General features: G+C 40.1%; 21 protein-coding genes. 6 read left to right on the forward strand and 15 right to left on the reverse strand.

The window, feature by feature from the left end:
* The first annotated feature begins 88 nt into the window (after nucleotides 1-88).
* Nucleotides 89-808, forward strand: coding sequence for a DsbA family oxidoreductase (locus AB1H92_RS13895; protein WP_115363223.1), 720 nt, complete (start codon nucleotides 89-91; stop codon nucleotides 806-808).
* Nucleotides 809-1,024: 216 nt separating this feature from the next.
* Here AB1H92_RS13895 and AB1H92_RS13900 read toward each other — a convergent pair whose 3' ends face one another.
* Nucleotides 1,025-1,177 (reverse strand): hypothetical protein, encoded by a 153-nt coding sequence (locus tag AB1H92_RS13900; protein ID WP_166739585.1) that lies wholly within the window; start codon nucleotides 1,175-1,177, stop codon nucleotides 1,025-1,027.
* Nucleotides 1,178-1,317: 140 nt separating this feature from the next.
* Between AB1H92_RS13900 and AB1H92_RS13905 the strand changes: the two genes are divergently transcribed.
* Nucleotides 1,318-1,617 (forward strand): TIGR04104 family putative zinc finger protein, encoded by a 300-nt coding sequence (locus tag AB1H92_RS13905; RefSeq protein ID WP_115363225.1) that lies wholly within the window; start codon nucleotides 1,318-1,320, stop codon nucleotides 1,615-1,617.
* Between the two features lie 41 nt (nucleotides 1,618-1,658).
* Complete coding sequence (locus AB1H92_RS13910) at nucleotides 1,659-2,072, forward strand: NUDIX hydrolase (protein WP_370475597.1); 414 nt, start codon at nucleotides 1,659-1,661, stop codon at nucleotides 2,070-2,072.
* A gap of 273 nt (nucleotides 2,073-2,345) precedes the next feature.
* Here AB1H92_RS13910 and AB1H92_RS13915 read toward each other — a convergent pair whose 3' ends face one another.
* The 4 genes from AB1H92_RS13915 to AB1H92_RS13930 form a co-directional block, all read right to left on the reverse strand.
* Nucleotides 2,346-3,116, reverse strand: a complete 771-nt coding sequence (locus AB1H92_RS13915; RefSeq protein ID WP_172481083.1) for a DUF817 domain-containing protein — start codon at nucleotides 3,114-3,116, stop codon at nucleotides 2,346-2,348.
* Nucleotides 3,117-3,182: 66 nt separating this feature from the next.
* On the reverse strand, nucleotides 3,183-3,410 hold the full coding sequence (locus AB1H92_RS13920; protein WP_115363233.1) for a helix-turn-helix transcriptional regulator: 228 nt from the start codon (nucleotides 3,408-3,410) through the stop codon (nucleotides 3,183-3,185).
* Nucleotides 3,411-3,420: 10 nt separating this feature from the next.
* Entirely contained in the window at nucleotides 3,421-3,903 is a 483-nt protein-coding gene (locus AB1H92_RS13925) for a DUF2975 domain-containing protein (RefSeq protein WP_115363235.1), read from the reverse strand.
* A gap of 245 nt (nucleotides 3,904-4,148) precedes the next feature.
* Entirely contained in the window at nucleotides 4,149-4,856 is a 708-nt protein-coding gene (locus AB1H92_RS13930) for a ferritin-like domain-containing protein (RefSeq protein ID WP_243835657.1), read from the reverse strand.
* 350 nt (nucleotides 4,857-5,206) lie between these two features.
* Here AB1H92_RS13930 and AB1H92_RS13935 point away from each other — a divergent pair, with 350 nt between their 5' ends.
* Complete coding sequence (locus tag AB1H92_RS13935) at nucleotides 5,207-6,223, forward strand: DMT family transporter (protein WP_115363239.1); 1,017 nt, start codon at nucleotides 5,207-5,209, stop codon at nucleotides 6,221-6,223.
* A 63-nt stretch (nucleotides 6,224-6,286) separates the two neighbouring features.
* On the opposite strand, the gene AB1H92_RS13940 is transcribed toward AB1H92_RS13935, so the two are convergent.
* Complete coding sequence (locus AB1H92_RS13940; protein WP_115363241.1) at nucleotides 6,287-7,018, reverse strand: FG-GAP-like repeat-containing protein; 732 nt, start codon at nucleotides 7,016-7,018, stop codon at nucleotides 6,287-6,289.
* A gap of 194 nt (nucleotides 7,019-7,212) precedes the next feature.
* Here AB1H92_RS13940 and AB1H92_RS13945 point away from each other — a divergent pair, with 194 nt between their 5' ends.
* Nucleotides 7,213-7,524: a hypothetical protein gene (locus AB1H92_RS13945; protein ID WP_115363243.1), complete on the forward strand. Its 312-nt coding sequence runs from the start codon at nucleotides 7,213-7,215 to the stop codon at nucleotides 7,522-7,524.
* Nucleotides 7,525-7,720: 196 nt separating this feature from the next.
* Here the strand turns inward: AB1H92_RS13945 and AB1H92_RS13950 are convergent, their stop codons facing one another.
* The 5 genes from AB1H92_RS13950 to AB1H92_RS13970 all read right to left on the reverse strand — a co-directional run bounded on the left by AB1H92_RS13950 (nucleotide 7,721) and on the right by AB1H92_RS13970 (nucleotide 13,087).
* On the reverse strand, nucleotides 7,721-9,115 hold the full coding sequence (locus tag AB1H92_RS13950; RefSeq protein ID WP_115363245.1) for an amidase: 1,395 nt from the start codon (nucleotides 9,113-9,115) through the stop codon (nucleotides 7,721-7,723).
* Entirely contained in the window at nucleotides 9,103-9,294 is a 192-nt protein-coding gene (locus AB1H92_RS13955) for a hypothetical protein (protein ID WP_115363247.1), read from the reverse strand. Before AB1H92_RS13955 ends, AB1H92_RS13950 begins: the two co-directional genes overlap by 13 nt.
* A gap of 131 nt (nucleotides 9,295-9,425) precedes the next feature.
* On the reverse strand, nucleotides 9,426-10,043 hold the full coding sequence (locus AB1H92_RS13960; RefSeq protein WP_115363249.1) for an NUDIX hydrolase: 618 nt from the start codon (nucleotides 10,041-10,043) through the stop codon (nucleotides 9,426-9,428).
* Between the two features lie 278 nt (nucleotides 10,044-10,321).
* The gene (locus AB1H92_RS13965; RefSeq protein ID WP_115363251.1) at nucleotides 10,322-10,831 is read right to left on the reverse strand and encodes a hypothetical protein; all 510 of its coding nucleotides are present in this window, start codon (nucleotides 10,829-10,831) and stop codon (nucleotides 10,322-10,324) included.
* A 459-nt stretch (nucleotides 10,832-11,290) separates the two neighbouring features.
* The gene (locus tag AB1H92_RS13970; RefSeq protein WP_243835849.1) at nucleotides 11,291-13,087 is read right to left on the reverse strand and encodes an SLC13 family permease; all 1,797 of its coding nucleotides are present in this window, start codon (nucleotides 13,085-13,087) and stop codon (nucleotides 11,291-11,293) included.
* Nucleotides 13,088-13,515: 428 nt separating this feature from the next.
* Here AB1H92_RS13970 and AB1H92_RS13975 point away from each other — a divergent pair, with 428 nt between their 5' ends.
* Nucleotides 13,516-14,061: a hypothetical protein gene (locus AB1H92_RS13975; RefSeq protein ID WP_115363255.1), complete on the forward strand. Its 546-nt coding sequence runs from the start codon at nucleotides 13,516-13,518 to the stop codon at nucleotides 14,059-14,061.
* 351 nt (nucleotides 14,062-14,412) lie between these two features.
* On the opposite strand, the gene AB1H92_RS13980 is transcribed toward AB1H92_RS13975, so the two are convergent.
* Genes AB1H92_RS13980 through AB1H92_RS13995 form a run of 4 tightly spaced genes read right to left on the reverse strand, consistent with a single transcriptional unit; the run spans nucleotide 14,413 to nucleotide 16,946 of the window.
* Entirely contained in the window at nucleotides 14,413-14,877 is a 465-nt protein-coding gene (locus AB1H92_RS13980) for a hypothetical protein (RefSeq protein WP_115363257.1), read from the reverse strand.
* Between the two features lie 2 nt (nucleotides 14,878-14,879).
* A complete protein-coding gene (locus AB1H92_RS13985; RefSeq protein ID WP_115363259.1) occupies nucleotides 14,880-15,971 on the reverse strand; it encodes a DnaB helicase C-terminal domain-containing protein in 1,092 nt (363 codons plus the stop codon).
* A 42-nt stretch (nucleotides 15,972-16,013) separates the two neighbouring features.
* The gene (locus AB1H92_RS13990) at nucleotides 16,014-16,157 is read right to left on the reverse strand and encodes a DnaB-like helicase N-terminal domain-containing protein (RefSeq protein WP_115363261.1); all 144 of its coding nucleotides are present in this window, start codon (nucleotides 16,155-16,157) and stop codon (nucleotides 16,014-16,016) included.
* The gene (locus AB1H92_RS13995; RefSeq protein ID WP_115363263.1) at nucleotides 16,158-16,946 is read right to left on the reverse strand and encodes a conserved phage C-terminal domain-containing protein; all 789 of its coding nucleotides are present in this window, start codon (nucleotides 16,944-16,946) and stop codon (nucleotides 16,158-16,160) included.
* Nucleotides 16,947-16,981: the final 35 nt, after the last annotated feature.

Genomic DNA, 16,981 nt, shown 5'->3' on the forward strand with positions numbered 1-16,981 from the left:
TATACTTGTTATACAAAGATTAATTATTTCGATAAATGATTCCGTCCGATGAATCATCATACAAGGATTTAATCAGGAGGTGCTTATTATGAAAGTTGAGGTTTGGTCAGATGTAGCATGTCCATTTTGTTATATTGGAAAGCGTAAATTTGAAGAGGCGTTGGATCAATTCCCCCATAAGAATCAAGTGCATATAGTGTTTAAAAGCTTTGAACTAGATCCACATGCACAATTATACGATGGGAAAAGCTATTTCGAAAAACTATCCTCGAAGTCTGGCATGAGAATTGGACAGGCAAAACACTTTTCTGCAAGTATCGCCCTACAAGCAGAGAATATTGGCTTAAAGTTCAATTTTGAAGAGCTGAAATCAACGAATACGTTCGATGCCCATCGTTTAATAAAGTTCGGCAAGTTTCATGGAATAGAAACAACGATTATAGAAAAATTATATTATGCCTACTTCACTGAATCCAAGGACATCGGGGATATTGAAATACTTGCGGATATCGCGGAAGCATCAGGTTTAGAAAGAAGTGAAGCTTTAGAGGTTCTACGTGACAAGACTCTTTATGCAAATGACGTCAGGTTAGACGAGAGTGATGCGAAGCAATCTGGGATTACCGGAGTTCCTTATTACATTTTCAATCAAAAACATACGATTTCAGGTGCACAGCCGACACAAGCATTTGTGAGGATACTTCAAAAAGTTTGGGAAGAGGAAAATGCTGAACCAAATTTGGAGAGCATTTCATCAGACAGTGATGGGGCGTTTTGTACTGATGACAGTAACAGCTGTCTTCCCTGAAACAAGGGCGTCCGAGGGTAAACAATTCCCTTATATTCTTTATTGGGAGTAAGGATTAAAAGACCACAATGCGATAATGGGATAAATATTGCTTTGAAATAAGCAAATCTTACGCCAATTATTTTACAGGCGCTAGCGGGATTGTTTGAGGTTTTAGAGATTACGCTCATATAACTGTCCTTTCGTCACATAAAAAAACGCCTAAAATTAGGCGTTTCATTTACTCTCATTTTTTACTTTACCATCATTCCCCTTGTCAATACCCGTTGCATTATTCACTACTTGAGCAACTAAGTTTAACCCCTGATCCACAGTATTCATTTCGCTGGATTTTTGACCGACAGCTTTTGATTTTTCTGGTTTCTTCATTTTGTCACCTCCAAAAGCTAGGATGAGTAGTCAGTCAAAAAATATTACAGCATATTTTATTAATTACCTGATACCTAGATATGGAATATTAGGCTATTAGAGAAACTAGGCAGATTATTATCTAACAAGGAGGGATTCAAATGCCTGTCTGTGAAAATTGCAAGAGCAAGTGGAGCTGGAAACAAACGATTAAAAAGACGACAACATTGAACCCTGCAATGGCTTGTCCTAATTGCAGGGAAAAACAATATCAAACACAATCGTCAAAAAACAAAGTGAGCCTCTTAACTGCTATTGTTTTATTGCCACTTCTACTTCGTAGTTTCTTTGATATTCCAAAAATTGTACTTCTGAGCTCAATCCCTCTTTTAGCCGTGATTGTCTTACTTCTGTTTCCATTTTTAGTGAAGCTTAGTAGCGAGGAAGAATATATTATATGAGTAAATGATAAGGAGGCTGTCTAGTGGAACAACAAACAAAAATGGTTTACACACCGCCAAAACATATCCTCTCAGCAGCAACCATTGTGCTGAATGAAGAAAATGAGATTCTATTAATTAAAGGACCGCGAAGAGGATGGGAAATGCCAGGTGGTCAGGTTGAGGAAGGAGAATCTTTGAAAGACGCCGCCATTAGAGAAACGAAAGAAGAGTCTGGGATTGATGTGGAGATTTTGAAGTTTTGTGGCATATTTCAAAACGTAGAACGATCCATTTGTAATACCCTGTTCCTTGCAAAACCTATTGGCGGCAAGCCGACAACTTCCCCAGAAAGCTTGGAAGTGGGGTATTTCCCTATCGAAAAAGCACTAGCAATAGTTAACGTAAGCAACTTTAGACAAAGGATTGAATATTGTTTGGATGAAAGTATGCATCCATTTTACGTTGCATTTTAAATAAAACAGGCCTCGGAGGTAATGATGAAAAAACCTTTAGTACTTTGGAGAATTTTTTTATCTATCGTCACTTTGACTTTGTACCTTTTCAATGTGATTAGTGGTGCAACGCTATTGTCATTGGCAATCGGTGTCCTGGTCTTCGTGATGCTCCCTGAAATAATCATCAAAACATGGAAGAAGTCTCACAACAAAGTTGAGGAGTGAAAATACACCCCAAAAGTTAGTTTTCAACTCTAACTTTTGGGCGCAAGAACTACAGTTACGTGATTTTCACCCATGTCTATACTTCTTCTTTATCTGTTTTAACGTAGCCACAATAAGAAAACTAACAATAACTAATAATACCCACGAACTCATTTTTCCCAGATGGACTAGACTCCATGCGTCGGCTTGATTCGGGTATTCCCAAGCATTAAAGAATGTCGCAATGTTTTCCGCCACCCATATGAAAAATCCGATGAGCACAAATGATAGGGCAAGCGGCATACGATAACGAGCTCCATTAACCTCATACAAAACCCAGGACCGTAAAAAGACAATCATGACAAGCCCAGCTAACCACCATCGAATGTCAACCCAGAAGTGGTGAATGAAAAAATTCAAGTATATCGCGGTTGCAAGGGGAACGACGACGAAAAAAGGCGGCCACTTAACGAGTTCAACGTTCAAACGCCTCCATGCCTGACAAAGATAACTCGCCACACTTGCGTACATAAATCCGCTATACAAAGGCACGCCAAAAACTTTGAAAAACCCTTCCTCGGGATAGGACCAGGAGCCCATATTCACTTTAAAAATTTCAAGTGCTAAACCAATGATATGAAACAACGTAATCACTTTTAATTCATCTTTCGTTTCAAGCCGAGAACGCACCATCCACCATTGCATGAAAAGAAAGATAATCAGCAGCCAATCATACCTTGGCAAAAAAGGAAGGGAGATTACTTTCGTTAAAGCTAGACTCCCGAAAATCACAACAGGAAATACACAAGACAAAGCCTGCTCCCAACCGAAATGAAAAAGTTGTTTGAATGCGCCCACAAATCGTGCCTTTTTTCTACTAGCATTTTGTATTGTCACAGCCATAAGTAGTGCCCCATCTCGTATTTATTTTTCGCCCGCAATCTCTTCCTCCACTTTATATTCCAAAATATCACCTGGCTGACAGTCCAAAGCTTTACAGATCTTATCCAATGTTGATAAACGGACTGCCTTTGCCTTGCCATTTTTCAAAATAGAAATATTCGCCATCGTGAGGCCAACTCTCTCTGTAAGTTCGGTAACACTCATTTTTCTTTTGGCTAACATCACATCTATTTTAATCACAATCGCCATTTCTCTCACCTCAGACCGTTAAATCATTTTCAGATTTTATTTGAATTGCTTCTTGTAAAAGCCTCTGTAAAACAGCCGCAAAGACAGCGATAATCATCGAAGCAAACGGAACAACTACCCCTACAAAAATGACTCCCGGGGCATCATCCATTTCGGCAAATAAATAAAAAAGTGGCAGAAGAAGCACATGGAAACTACTTATCGAAATGGCACAGTATTTTATTTTCTTTAAAGCTTCTACGGAGATTTGCGAGAAGGCTTTACCCTTGTCAATGTAACTTAATAGTTTCAGCGCCTGATACAAGGCAAAGTAAAAAGGTAGCGCAGAACCATAAAAAAGAAAGAACACGAAGTATTTAACAGATGCAAATTCCGGTAATAACTGTCCTGCAACATTCCCAATTCCAGGCACTAAAAATATACACATCGCGAGAACTGGAAGCCCAATAAAAATAACGGCAATTCGTAAAAAAAGTGTTGATACTTGTTTCATAAAAAGCACCTCAATTCATTTTTACATCACAACGACACTTATTGAATATCGATAAACTTTTATTGTTTTGTAATGTTATGATTGGGACGGTTCGACTATCATTTGGGTTTCCAATTACATATATAATCCACGAAAAAAAAGCGACTATCTGGGATAGTCACTTTTTAAAATTATTTATTGGAGTGAACGTTATCAGGTTCTAATAACAATTCAAAGTCGTTTTAGCGATTTTGCAGGTAGAAATATCAGGTTCTATCCTTACTCTCCTGTAGGAGCTTAGATTCTCCCGTTCGCTCCCAAGTTTCTACAGTTTCATATGCTTGCTGGGGTGAATATCCTTTGCCCACGAGTACCCCCATCAAGATAAACTCTTGCAAAATGTGGGTTAAATTAATCCCCCTATTTACATCTTCTTGCGCTTTCTCGACTAAATATGCTGTGTATCTAACCCAATCATCAGGTGTTTTTTCGGCATTTGGTTCATTTTGGACACGACCATTCGTCCGATTTTCCGTGTAGAGAAAGTTATATTTGGACGCATGTTTCAGTTCATCAGTTAGTATTTCAAATACTAAATCCCGATGATGACGATCTGGCAAACCTTTTCGTATCTCCCTATACTTTTCTACCGCTTTTAACTCGCCAAAAAGAGCTTGTTGAATTCCGTCTACATAGGATGCTGGCTTCTTAAAATCTTCTTCAGTGATATCCGTTATTTCTTGACCCGTATAATATAAATACATTTGCTTGAACATTAAATTGTGTCTAATTTCATCATCTCGAATGGATGCAATTATCTCTTTATCTGCCTGTTTCGGAGCGATGGATATCAAATACTCGTAAAAGAGCCGGTCTTCCTTTTCTCCCTGAACTGCCTCAAACATCAATTCCAATGACTTTTGAAACTCTTGCGGATTGTATCCTGGATAAACACAGTTCCCTAAATAGTACACTGTTGTCCTCCTAAACATCATTTTTTCATCGTATTAGGCTATGCAAGGAATTTCGAATTGGGAACTATTGCATTTAATATGGACCATTTTGAATTAAAGAATTCTCACATTAGAAGTGCAAAACAGATTACCTCTTTACAATTGCTCGTCCAAAAACCGCCTCAAAATGAAATCGTCGCATATTTCGCATAAAATAAGCTGCTGTTATCATACTAAAATTTATAAGTTATCATTTCCTCTGTTTTCTCCCGCACATGTCGACTTTGAGCAATTGAGCTTGCTCGAATTTACCGTGACTTAGAGGGTCATATTAACACATCATTAACATCATTTTACTTGGAGTGAAACGTATGGTTAATAAAAGTGGGTCAACTGGTAAGGCGTACTTGCTCCTTATCATTGGTATCATCTTTCTCGCGTTTACTGCCCCTTGGGTGAAACAATCGAATTTCGACCCAGCAACGTCCGTTATCCTACGATGTTCAATTGGGGGGCTAGCTCTACTTCCATTCGCCATTAGAGAGGCAAAAAAACTCGGTCCGCTCAATAGAACCGGGGTCATTCTATCCCTTGTCGCAGGTCTGTTTCTCGGAATAGACTTTACGGCCTGGAACTATTCCATCTACTACGTTGGCTCAGGTATCGCCTCAATCCTGCTCAATCTACAGATCATTATTTTACCTGCACTTGCATTTCTAATTGACAAGGAAAGAGTTCCAAGAAGCTTCTTTATTATTGCACCGATTATGATACTAGGCATTGTTTTGTCTGGTGGCATCATTGGCGGCGGTGGGGAAACAGGAGGACCAACCACCATACACGGAATGCCTATTGCCCTTATCGGGACCCTTGAAGGTAGTTTATCCGGCATCTGCTACGGGATCTACCTCTATACGAGCCGTAAAGCAACCAAGGTGAACAGGGGACAGTTTATCCAACCAATGCTATGGGCGAGTATTGCCCAACTAGTAGCCCCTGCGTTTGTCATGTTATTTTTATCCCACCGCGGCTTCGATGTGACGCACGGTGTGATGGTTAATGGTGTGCTTCCAATGAATCCAGAAACCACCCTTGGTGATCCAATCACCGCCATGAACTGGTTTTGGATGTTTGTCTTAGCTATAGCGGGACAAGCTATGGCGTGGACGTTTGTCCAGTATGGTTCCGTTCGGTTGAATTCTACAATTGTCGCAGGACTCTTGTTGCTCAGTCCGATTTCTACGGTCGCGATCATTGCCGTCGTTCTCTTCGGTGAAATCCCGAACTTTATTCAGGTCATTGGTATTATTATTGTTCTCGGAGCAGTTGCCTATCAGAATGGGCTCTTGAGTAAGTTGAAAGGCGTAAAATCGACTGGAGAACCTTAACTCTTTTGGTGCCAGGTCCTAACAATTGTGTTGGAACCTGGCACCACTTTAATTTTGTTAGCGTTACTCATTGCCAAAAATCGCCATCCATTGCTGCCATATTGCAAACTTTTGTCCATCCCATTGCAATGTATTAATGACATACCCAAATGAATCTGCATGGTAAAGCCCGCTAATTTTTTGATAGGCCTGAACTTCATACACACCATCGCGGTCCATATCAACTGGATAGAATCCACTAACCCCATCAGCCATACCTGTAATTGGTTCTTTTAACATCCCATCTTCATTGTAAATTCGCGAAAGATAATCAGCACCTCTGCCACTAATATCAATTAAATACGTTTGCCCTGTTGCTAAACTTTGAACACTGATTTTATATTGATTCAAATAAGTGACGGTGTACTGATTTAGCTGATTATATTGCTCAAAGTCAAACAATTTCCTAGCTCGATTATTAACGAATGAATAAATATAATTAAACGTAAATGCGCCGGATCCGCCTGATTGAATGGAAATCAGAATATCCATGATGCCATCCTTCGTAAAATCCCCAAGGAAGACAGTTGGTTCGTAACCTGAATTACCGCTTTCATCTAGCGGAATGACATATACATTTTTTGTTAAACCATCTTGAATATTTAATGTAATCTGCTCGACATAGGGACTCGACGGATCTACCGACTGTACTGCCGTCAAATATACGTAATCTGTCACCCCATCACCATTCACATCACCATAAGCACCGCTAACTATTTCCCCTTGTCTGTAGCCATAGGGATTATTTACATACACACCTCACCACTCCTACCTAATCTTTTATATCAATATATTCACCCAAGCGGTTTGGTGATTGTTCGATACCTGATTTATTCATACTTCTAGAATTGAAAATGATACACTTGTTATACAAACATTTTTTATTTTTAGGGTAATCAATCTTCTACAAACAGCTTATGGTGTTAAAGAATTAATGAGGAGGTCTTTTTTTGACAAAAGAAGTGAGTATATCCAAAAAACATGGTGTAATTAGCTATACAGCTTTATTTATCGGTATCGTTTGTTTTTTTATTGTGTTTGTAGAACCTACAAAAATAGCGAACGTAGGTTATTTAATCGGGGATACGATCACGTTTTTCCTTACGGGTGCAGGGATTATATTGTCGGTTATTGGGTTAGTTAAGAAAACGAAGAAAAATATACTTCCAATGATTTCACTGATTCTTTCATCCTCTTTCATTGCATTTTGGATCATCACAATCTTTTTATTGTTTACTGGTAAAATTCCTTTTGGTCCGTAATGCAAAGACGCGGATTCATGAGGTTACTAAAAGCCAGTACTATGAGCGAGAGACTGCCAAGTTCTAAAACAATTCGAATGGTATTGGAACCTAGCGGCCAAAATTAACTGATTGATTGAACCGCTATAGTTTCTTTCAAAGTAAAACCAGTAATCTCTCAAATGGGGTTTCAAGGCCTTTATTATATAGTGCTAATTTATTTAATTGCCAAAGTCTTCCTTAACGGCTCAGTCCCTTCCCACGTAGCCCCGACTTGCAGCAACTTCTTCTCAGAAAGATGCTTTCCAATAAACTGCATGCCAGCAGGTAATCCTTCCCGGTCAACTCCCATCGGAACTGCCAGACTTGGTACGCCTGTTAGGTTGATAGGTGCGGTGAATGGCATGATTCGTTTCACAATTTCTAAGTTTTGGTCGACCCAATGCTCGCTGTAAGGCGGCGTTGCAATCGGTATCGTCGGTCCAAGTAAAATATCAACATTAAAAAATGCTTGTTCAAATGCTTGTGTCATTTTTCTTCTAATTTGCTGGGCCCTATTATATTGCGGACTCATTGTCATCGCGCCTGTTAGAAAAAATGTTCGGATATCTTGAGAATAGTCTTCGGCGTAACTCTTTAACCACTCTTCATGAAAAGTAGCGGCTTCTCCAGTAACCGTCGCATAGCCTGCGAATGTCGATAATGTTAGTTCTGGTATCTCTATTTCTTTTATTTCAGCTCCTAAACCGTTTAGAGTTTCCATTGCATGTTGAAAAAGTTTTTCTACATCAGCATCTAAACCCTCCATATAATGAGTCGGCACGCCGATCTTGATTCCGCTCATATCCTTCTTTAAATCTGCTTCATAATTTATCATCGGCACATGCAAGCTTGCCGGATCGTTTGGATCAAAACCCGCCATGTAATTGAGCATGATGGCTAAATCTGCAACTGACCTCGCCATTGGGCCAGCGGTATCCATTGACCAAGCAGTCGGGAAAACCCCGTAGGTGCTAACTAATCCATACGTCGGCTTCAAACCATACACACCGCACATAGCTGCCGGCAAGCGTATCGAACCGAAAGTGTCTGTACCCGTTGCGAGCGTTGCTAACCCAGCTGCTAAAGAAGCGGCACTTCCACCGCTCGAACCACCAGGCATATACTCTAAATTCCACGGATTTCGCGTATTCCCGAAAAATGGATTCGTACCTGTTGAACCAGCAGCAAGTTCATGCATATTCAATTTTCCAAGCATGATTCCCCCTGCCCCTAGTAGCTTCTCTGCAGCTGTCGCCGTTTGCCCAGGGATAAAATTCATAAAAAGTTTTGAACCGTTAGTCGTGTGTATGTCTTTTGTATAAAAATTATCTTTAATACCCATTGGGATTCCATGCAGAGCTCCCTTGTAAATCCCTGACATAATTTCACGCTCCGCTAGTCTCGCTTGCGCAAGTGCATGTTCGGGAAGAGGCGTAATATAGGCCCTAATATCCCCGTCGTATTGGTCGATACGTTCTAACATTAAGCGTGTCAACTCTACCGGAGAGAGTTGTTTTGATTCTATTAACGGAGCAAGCTTAGCGGCAGGCATAAATGCTAATTCTGCCATCCAATCACTCCTTTATCAAAAACTGTTATCGGCACTTCGAAGTTTACATAAGGAAAGTTTTCAAGCAAAGCTTCTTGCTGATGAATGAGGTTGAGCATATCAGCAATATAAGGAATGTCATCCTCATAAACCGGATAGCCTTGATGCTCCAGTCCTGTCTTGATAAAAGTTGCGTCCAATTATCCTGCCTCCTTTTTGGGCGTCTGTATGTACTATATGAAATCTTTCATAAAAAGTTCAGGGATGTAAATGCTCTCCTCTGGCAGCGCTACAGACTTCCCGTTTGCAGAATGGCATGATCTTTTAAAAATCAATCAAAATATATAGCTTCTTGTGAATTATATAAATGTTTAAAAGCCAATTGAATTTGTGATTTGGTATTTCTAGCTACTGATAATGACGGTAGTTCATTTTCAGCAAAAAACTCAACCGCACTTGTTTCGATTCCTTCTTTTGGTTGACCTCCGATAATTTCACATTGGATAAATATTTTATAAACGTGATATGGAGAAGGAGGATGTGGGTGGCACTTCTTATCAAGTATACCTATCAATTTTACTGCTTTAACATCAAACCCTGATTCTTCTTTTGTTTCTTTGACCGCAACTTCACTTGGAGTTAATCCAATATCGCCCCAACCACCCGGTAAAGACCAATCTCCGTCAGTATTTTCCCTAACCATTAAAATCTTATTATCCTTAAATACAACAGATCTAATATCAACTTTTGGGGTAGCATAGCCAGTTTCATTAGCAAACAAATCTTTTATTACTGTCTTGTCTATTTCCGTTTGTTGCGACATCATTTCAACGCTTATATTCCTGATCAACTCAAATCTTTCCAAATCAAAAACGTCTTTGGAATAAGTTAATCCTACCTGTGCAATAGATTGTAGCTGTTTTGCCCATTCAAGCCATTTAGGTTCCATCAGGTATACCCCTTTCCCAATCAATATGGTTTTATCTACGTTAAAGATCAATTTAACATCTTCATTACTCCATTAAATGGCCCGATTATTGAGCATTTAAAGTTTCCTGTCCTTTACTTTTTTTAACAATAAATGTTGCAATAAAAAATGCAATTGCGTTAATTACCGTAAGCACACTAAATGTAAATCCCGCTACAGCACCTGCACAAAAAGTATTACCACCCTTTCAAATTACACCAGTTTTCTTACATCACTCAGTTAATTTCACTTATGCAACTTCACTTTATAGGGGTCAACCTGTTCATCAAATTTTCATCATCACGGTATCGATCAACTTTTAACCCGTCACCTGTATTGACAATAGTCATCTGCCCTTTTATTTCTATCTCATCCACTTTATTTTCATCTTCATCTTTAAATATCAAAGTGAAAGAATGGTCAAAATAAAGTGATTCACCTTTTTCTTGGACTCCGCCTTCTTCTAATGAAATACTCTGAACGGAAATCGTATTATTTAGCGCAAACGCAACTTCCCTTGGGGTTATAAGAGTTCTTTTGAGTGATAGGTCTTGAAGTGCATCTGTTGTCAGGTAAGGTGAAAATCCATCTTGAAATTCAATATGCTGTTCGGTACTCATCTTGCTTACATCCATATCTGAATTATCAACAGTGTATAGTTTTTTGATAAATTCCTCTCCAAACTTCACAGCATTGTCTACGTTTCTATCACAACCACTAAGTAAAACTACGAAAACAAAACACCCCATTAATAAAAATAACTTTCGCATATGGCCCCTCCAATTTAATAATTATTTTTATTCCTCCCAAAGAAAAGATATCCTGGCATCTTGTTCAGCAATACTGGCCTGCCATATTAATAATTCCCCTCTAATTACCATACTTTGTTCATTTCACTATTCATCTTATACGAGCTAATAAAAAAACTCTCAGTAATAGATACGGAATAATCCGAAAAAGGATTCGTTCATTTCACAATATGGCAACGTAACTCCTAAGTATGTTTGAAGGGATAACACGTACAATGAGCGCGCATCTTTTCCGAAAAACTTTTTTGAACAAAAAGAAAACCACCCTAGCCGTCGGAAGCGAAAGGATGGTTCACACAACTTAAATAATTTTCGACAACCACCCACCCTGACGGTAGAGGTTGCAAGAGAGAAGCGTTAGCGCGCTTCTCTTCAATATTTTACACGAAATCAAAATGCGTATGCATGTATCGAACAGAGCTACAACGGAAACAAAAGCGGCACCGCAATCATCATGACGATGAACATAATAAGTTGTAACGGAACACCTATTTTTGCAAAGTCGCGGAATGAATAGCCACCTGCAGTCATGACAAGTGCATTCGTCGGTGAGGCGACCGGTGTTGCAAATGACATGCTTGCGCCAACCGCCACGATAATCAGAAACGCATATGGATTTGCACCGAGCGCCATCGCGGCATTCAAAGCAATCGGGGCAAATAAAACCGCGGTTGCCGTGTTACTAATGAATTGACCAAACAGCATTGTCATAAAATAAATTCCGGCAAGGACCCCAATCGCCCCGAATCCGCCGAGCAACTGAATGATCCCATCCGCCAATAACTGCATCCCGCCTGACTTCTCAAGTGCCGTCGCCATTGGCAGCATGGCCGCAATTAACACAATACTTTCCCAGTTAATTTGCCCGTAAGCATCGTTCATATTTCGCACGCAGCCTGTTAACACCATCAGTACAGCAGCGATGAGTACTGTGACGAATGCCGGAAATACTTCAGCAATCATCAGCACAACCATAAGAACCATAATCATGCCCGCAACCCATGCTTTTCCGTTCGCCGAAGCAGTACTCGCATGTTCTTGCGGCTGTCCGACAACAACGACATCATTCGTTTCACGCGCTAGCAACTCAATCGCATCCCAAGTTCCTTGAACAAGTAAAGCGTCACCAAATCGCAGGCGCAATTTCGTCACGTCTTGCATCACTTGTTTACCTTGTCTTTTCAAGCCGATAATATTCAAATTGTATTTTTCTCGGAATCCAACTGCACGTATGTCTTGATTGATCAGGCTGGAGTTTGGCGTTAATAACACTTCCGCAATCCCCAATTCCTTGGATACCAATTCCTCCGGCTCCGACGGTTCCCCCAACAGTTCAAGTCCATACGCCTCTGCAAAATGCGTTGCCTGTTCTTTCGTTCCTTGTATGTACAAAATATCATTGCCCTCGATTGCACTTAATGGCCCTGCCATTTCGTGAAACGTCATCGGTAAAAATTTCAACGTTCCTTCAAGTGATTTTCGTTTAATTTTCAACACACATAGCTGAAAACGAACAGGAATTTTCAACTGCGTCAACCGCTTTCCGACAATTGCAGACGCAGGCGGCACCTTCACGACCAACAATTTGCCACCTAGCGCATAGTCCCTAGCCAATCGCTTCGGCGATAAAGTATGCGACGATTGACCACTTCCTTTGCGCGCCTCTTTCGGAACGACTCGATTCCGAACCATGTACAAATACATAATGCCAATCGCGACGCCGATTAAGCCAATCGGTGTAATTTGAAAAAAGCTAAGTCGCTCAAAACCGTTTTCCAGTAACATTTGCGAAACGATTAAGTTTGGCGGTGAAGCAATCAAGGTCAATAAACCTGAAAAGCTGGCAACGTACGACAGTGGCAGCAAATATTTCGAAGGGCTGCTTCCGATGCGAATCGCAATGCTAACAACAATCGGCATCATCAATGCAACTGTACCCGTGTTACTCATAAATGCACCGACAAAGGCGACAATTAATAAAAGCAACAAAAATAATCGTTTTTCACTATCTCCCGCATACCGAAGTAAAAGGTTGCCCGCCATTTGCGCGAGCCCTGTACGTAAAATGCCCGCACCCACAACAAAAAGTGCAGCAATCATAATGACGACGGAATTCGAAAAACCCGATAACGCCTCTGCCGGCTGCAAAATCCCTGTCACAACAAACGCCAACAGTGCAAGTAATGCAACAAGATCGGCGCGTAACCGATTCGTCATGAACAATACAATCGTAACGCCTAAAATGCTAAACGTAAGTAGTAATTGCAATTTAAAGGTTCCTTTCTGCCTTCGTTTTTGCGTATCTGTACACACTAGATAATCTTTATTATAGAACGGGAAAATTTATTCCACCATTTGTTTTTGGCGCCAGTTGTTTATATTCATGTATGTTTTAACCATCCAATAAAAGAATGGCAATACTACTTACATAACCAATGTGTTCAATACAATTGCAGCTTATTTTCGGAACAGTTTCTTGCACAGGAATAGAAAATTGTTTTCATCTGATGCTCTTATTTTTATAATTTGAATTCCCTCTTTAAATATGTTCAGAATTCAATCATGAATATTTAGCGGAATTCCACACTGGTCAATATCTGTATCTTATAGTACTATAGAATTACTATGTTTAGGAGGGGATCTTTTTGAAAAGATTAGTTTTTAGTAGTGCACTAATTCTATCTCTAGTACTTGCAGGTTGTGGAGAAACTGAAACAGAAAACCTAGGTGGTACTGTTGAAAATAATGTCTCAGAAAACGCTGACAACACAGGCACAGAAAATGAAAAAACCGATAACACTGAAGGGGAAACAGAAGAAAACGAATTTAACCAAGTGATTGTCGATAACGAAAATTATAAAGCGACATTGCTTGAAATTGTAAAAAAGAAAGACCCTATATTCGGTGAATCAATCCAAGTTGTTTTCGAGATTGAAAATAAACTAGATTATGCTATCGGAGTACAAGCACGTAGCGTATCAGCTGACGGTTATATGGTCGACGAAACGATTTTAAGTATGTCTCAAGAGGTGGCAGCTGGCAAAAAAGCGAAAGCCGTTTTATCTATCGAGGATTTTGAGGGATATGATTTCCCTGAATTAAAAGAGGACTTTGAAATGGATTTACACGTATTTAACTATGATTCATTTGAAGATATTGCTCAACATGAGGTAAAAGTGTCATTTGAATAATTTAAATTAATCCCAAAACGTAAAACGACTTCTTGATAAATCGAGCTATCGTTTTACGTTTTTTGCGCTCTATTCACGGAAATAAATCTGCTTATGATGAGTACCGGTTCAAAGATACCTGGTTCTAAATCCACATTTCGTTGGATACTCGTGTTACATGCAATTATAAATATTCAACAAGTAAATAGTCCCAAAATACGACTACAATACAAATCAACGGCAACACTACATACTATCCAATATATCCCTCACAATTGTAATTTATTGTCAGAATAATTCTGTACGCAGGTAAGCGGCACTTAATATATCGTGTCCGGAAAATAGGGGCTTGATCATGGGCACCTATCCAATCTAATACATACGATACACCCTCCGTTCCCCCGCCCACGCATGCCCCAAATAAAACGGAAATGCCACAACCTCCTTCCGCTGAACATACAAAATCTCAGACTTACCCGTTTCATTAAAATCAAAGCTCTTCCCCATCAGATGGGAAGCATTTGTTAACCGCCTCGGCTTTTCACGATACATTTCCTGATGAAGCGAATAGGCGTCCAATACATCTTCACTGTAGTAGAAGGCAAACAAGCCTGGTTGGTTCGTTTGGACGGCATACAGCTTTATTTTCCCGATGTTCAACAAGTTCCGCTCCACCATGTCCGAAATCGCTTGTTCATCATATTCAATCTCATCCAGCTTTTCGGAAGCGTCGTCTGCATACACTTTACCTTCTGAAACGGCCCAGAAAACGCGATGTGCGAGGCCAATCATATCGATTTCAATCGCTAAGGAAAGCACTTCTTGTACAGTTACCATCGTCACGCCAACCTTTCCGCATTCCAATCGATATTGTAAAGAACACCCGTTTCTTTCACGTACCGGACAGCTACTGTTCCAGTTGGACCGTTGCGGTGTTTCGCAATATTGATTTCCAATACATTCGGCTTTTCCGTATCTTTGTCATAGTAATCATCCCGGTATAAAAAGCCAATGACATCGGCGTCTTGTTCAATATTTCCGGAATCACGTAAGTCGCTCATGACCGGTCTTTTATCGTCTCTCACTTCGACACCACGATTCAGCTGGGATAGACAGACAACTGGACAGTTAAACTCCTTCGCCATTTGCTTTAAGTCGTTGCTAATTTGTCCCACGACTTCAGTCCGATTATTCTTTGGGTATTCACCCTGGATGATTTGCAAATAATCGATGAAAATGATGGGTTTCAGGTGTGGATCGGTGTTGATAATTTTTCTTGCTGTGGAACGCATTTGTGACACTTTAAGTCCCGCACGGTCATCGATATGGATATTGGTTGTAGCCAATTCACTGAGAGTAGGCATCCAGTTCGACTTTTGTTTCTCTGTAAAGTGCTGGTAAGGATCGCGCATGCGTAGTCGATTATAGCGCCCAGTTACGGCAATTAACCGATCTATCATGGACACCTTGCTCATTTCTAGTGAAAAGATGATTGGTTTATAGCCAGCGACTCCTGCATGCAATGCAAAATGGTTCAACGTATCTGTCTTTCCCATAGAGGGCCTCGCTGCGATAATGATGAGTTCAGCAGGTTGAAAACCATCGAGGAGCTTGTCCAAAGCATTCAGTCCTGTCGAAACGCCTGGTACATGTGCCATCGGTTCGAAAGGCCTTTCAGCCATGCGAATTAAATCTGCTTGAATACTCGTTTCCATTCCCGCACTGCCCTCTTTTTCTAAATCCTCAAAAGCTTTTTGGATGGCTCCAATCTCCCAACCCCCTTCTTTCGCTTGGAAAAGTATTTTATTCTTCTCACGATTTTTCCACTCTTCCAGCATCATTTCCACATAACTATCAAACTTCGTTGGACTCGCAAAACTCGTCAAATCGGCCAAGTAATTCGCGCCGCCAAGTGCTGCCGGGTCCATCATCGTGAGGAGCGTAACATAATCGACGGGGCGTCTTTTGGCTAATCAATCTTGCATGCAACTGAAAATGTTTTTGTGGATATGGCTAATAAAGAAATCAATCTTCACTTCGCTATCGGTGATTAAATAGTTTTCCGCTAACATCGTCCCTAACACGCTTTTTTCAATCTGCTCGCTACGTTCCGTCATTTACTCTTCCCCCTTGCTGAAGTCTAGTTCCGGTAGGATTGGCAGCCCATTATTTGTTGCACTTCGTGTTCCATTTGCACTTCTAAATTCTTCTAAGTAGTTTTCAAAGTTTGTCGCATTGAACAATGTCGAAGGCCGTAAATATTTATTCCAATGCGTATTGTTTAGCCACATATTCACTTTCGTGTCGATGATATTTTTGAAATCGGCAAGTTCATACCCTTCACGAAAACGTGCATTCACCAATCGCTCTGTTGCTTTTGAAGATGCCTTATATTGCTTGCCAGCTTTTTCATTTAAATAGTTAATCACAGCCACAGCATCGGGATGCTGCCCGACAGTATGTTTTTTAATACTCTTAACCTCTTTGGTTATTGCTAGTGACATTTTGTCATCGCTAGACATGACAGATTGGGCTTCCCCTTCAGGACTTTTTGTTACATTCGATAGGTCATTTTGTCCTGTTTGATGTTGAAGCATCGAATAATTAATTCGATACCATTTTGTCTTGTCCATTTTCATGCGATTATAAGCATCTGTTGAAACGATAAACCCTTTTTCCTCCAGCCGATGAATTACTCTTTGGATTGTTCTTTCGGACCAAAAAAAGAATTCCTCGTTCTTCCATTCTTCATATGTCCTGTAAACCCACTTATACCCATCCCGAATGTTTTTTGAGATGAGCGATTTGTAATGTAGTTGCTGTAATAAAATCGCTTCGTTTAACCCAACTTCCTTCACTAAAGATGGCAGTACGATTAGCGGAGATTCGTTAATTAATAAATTCATCCTTATTCCCCTTTCGATTGTAAAACCTCATGTAT

It is taken from the genome of Sporosarcina pasteurii (assembly GCF_041295575.1).
In the GTDB taxonomy this organism is placed as follows: Bacteria; Bacillota; Bacilli; order Bacillales_A; family Planococcaceae; genus Sporosarcina; species Sporosarcina pasteurii.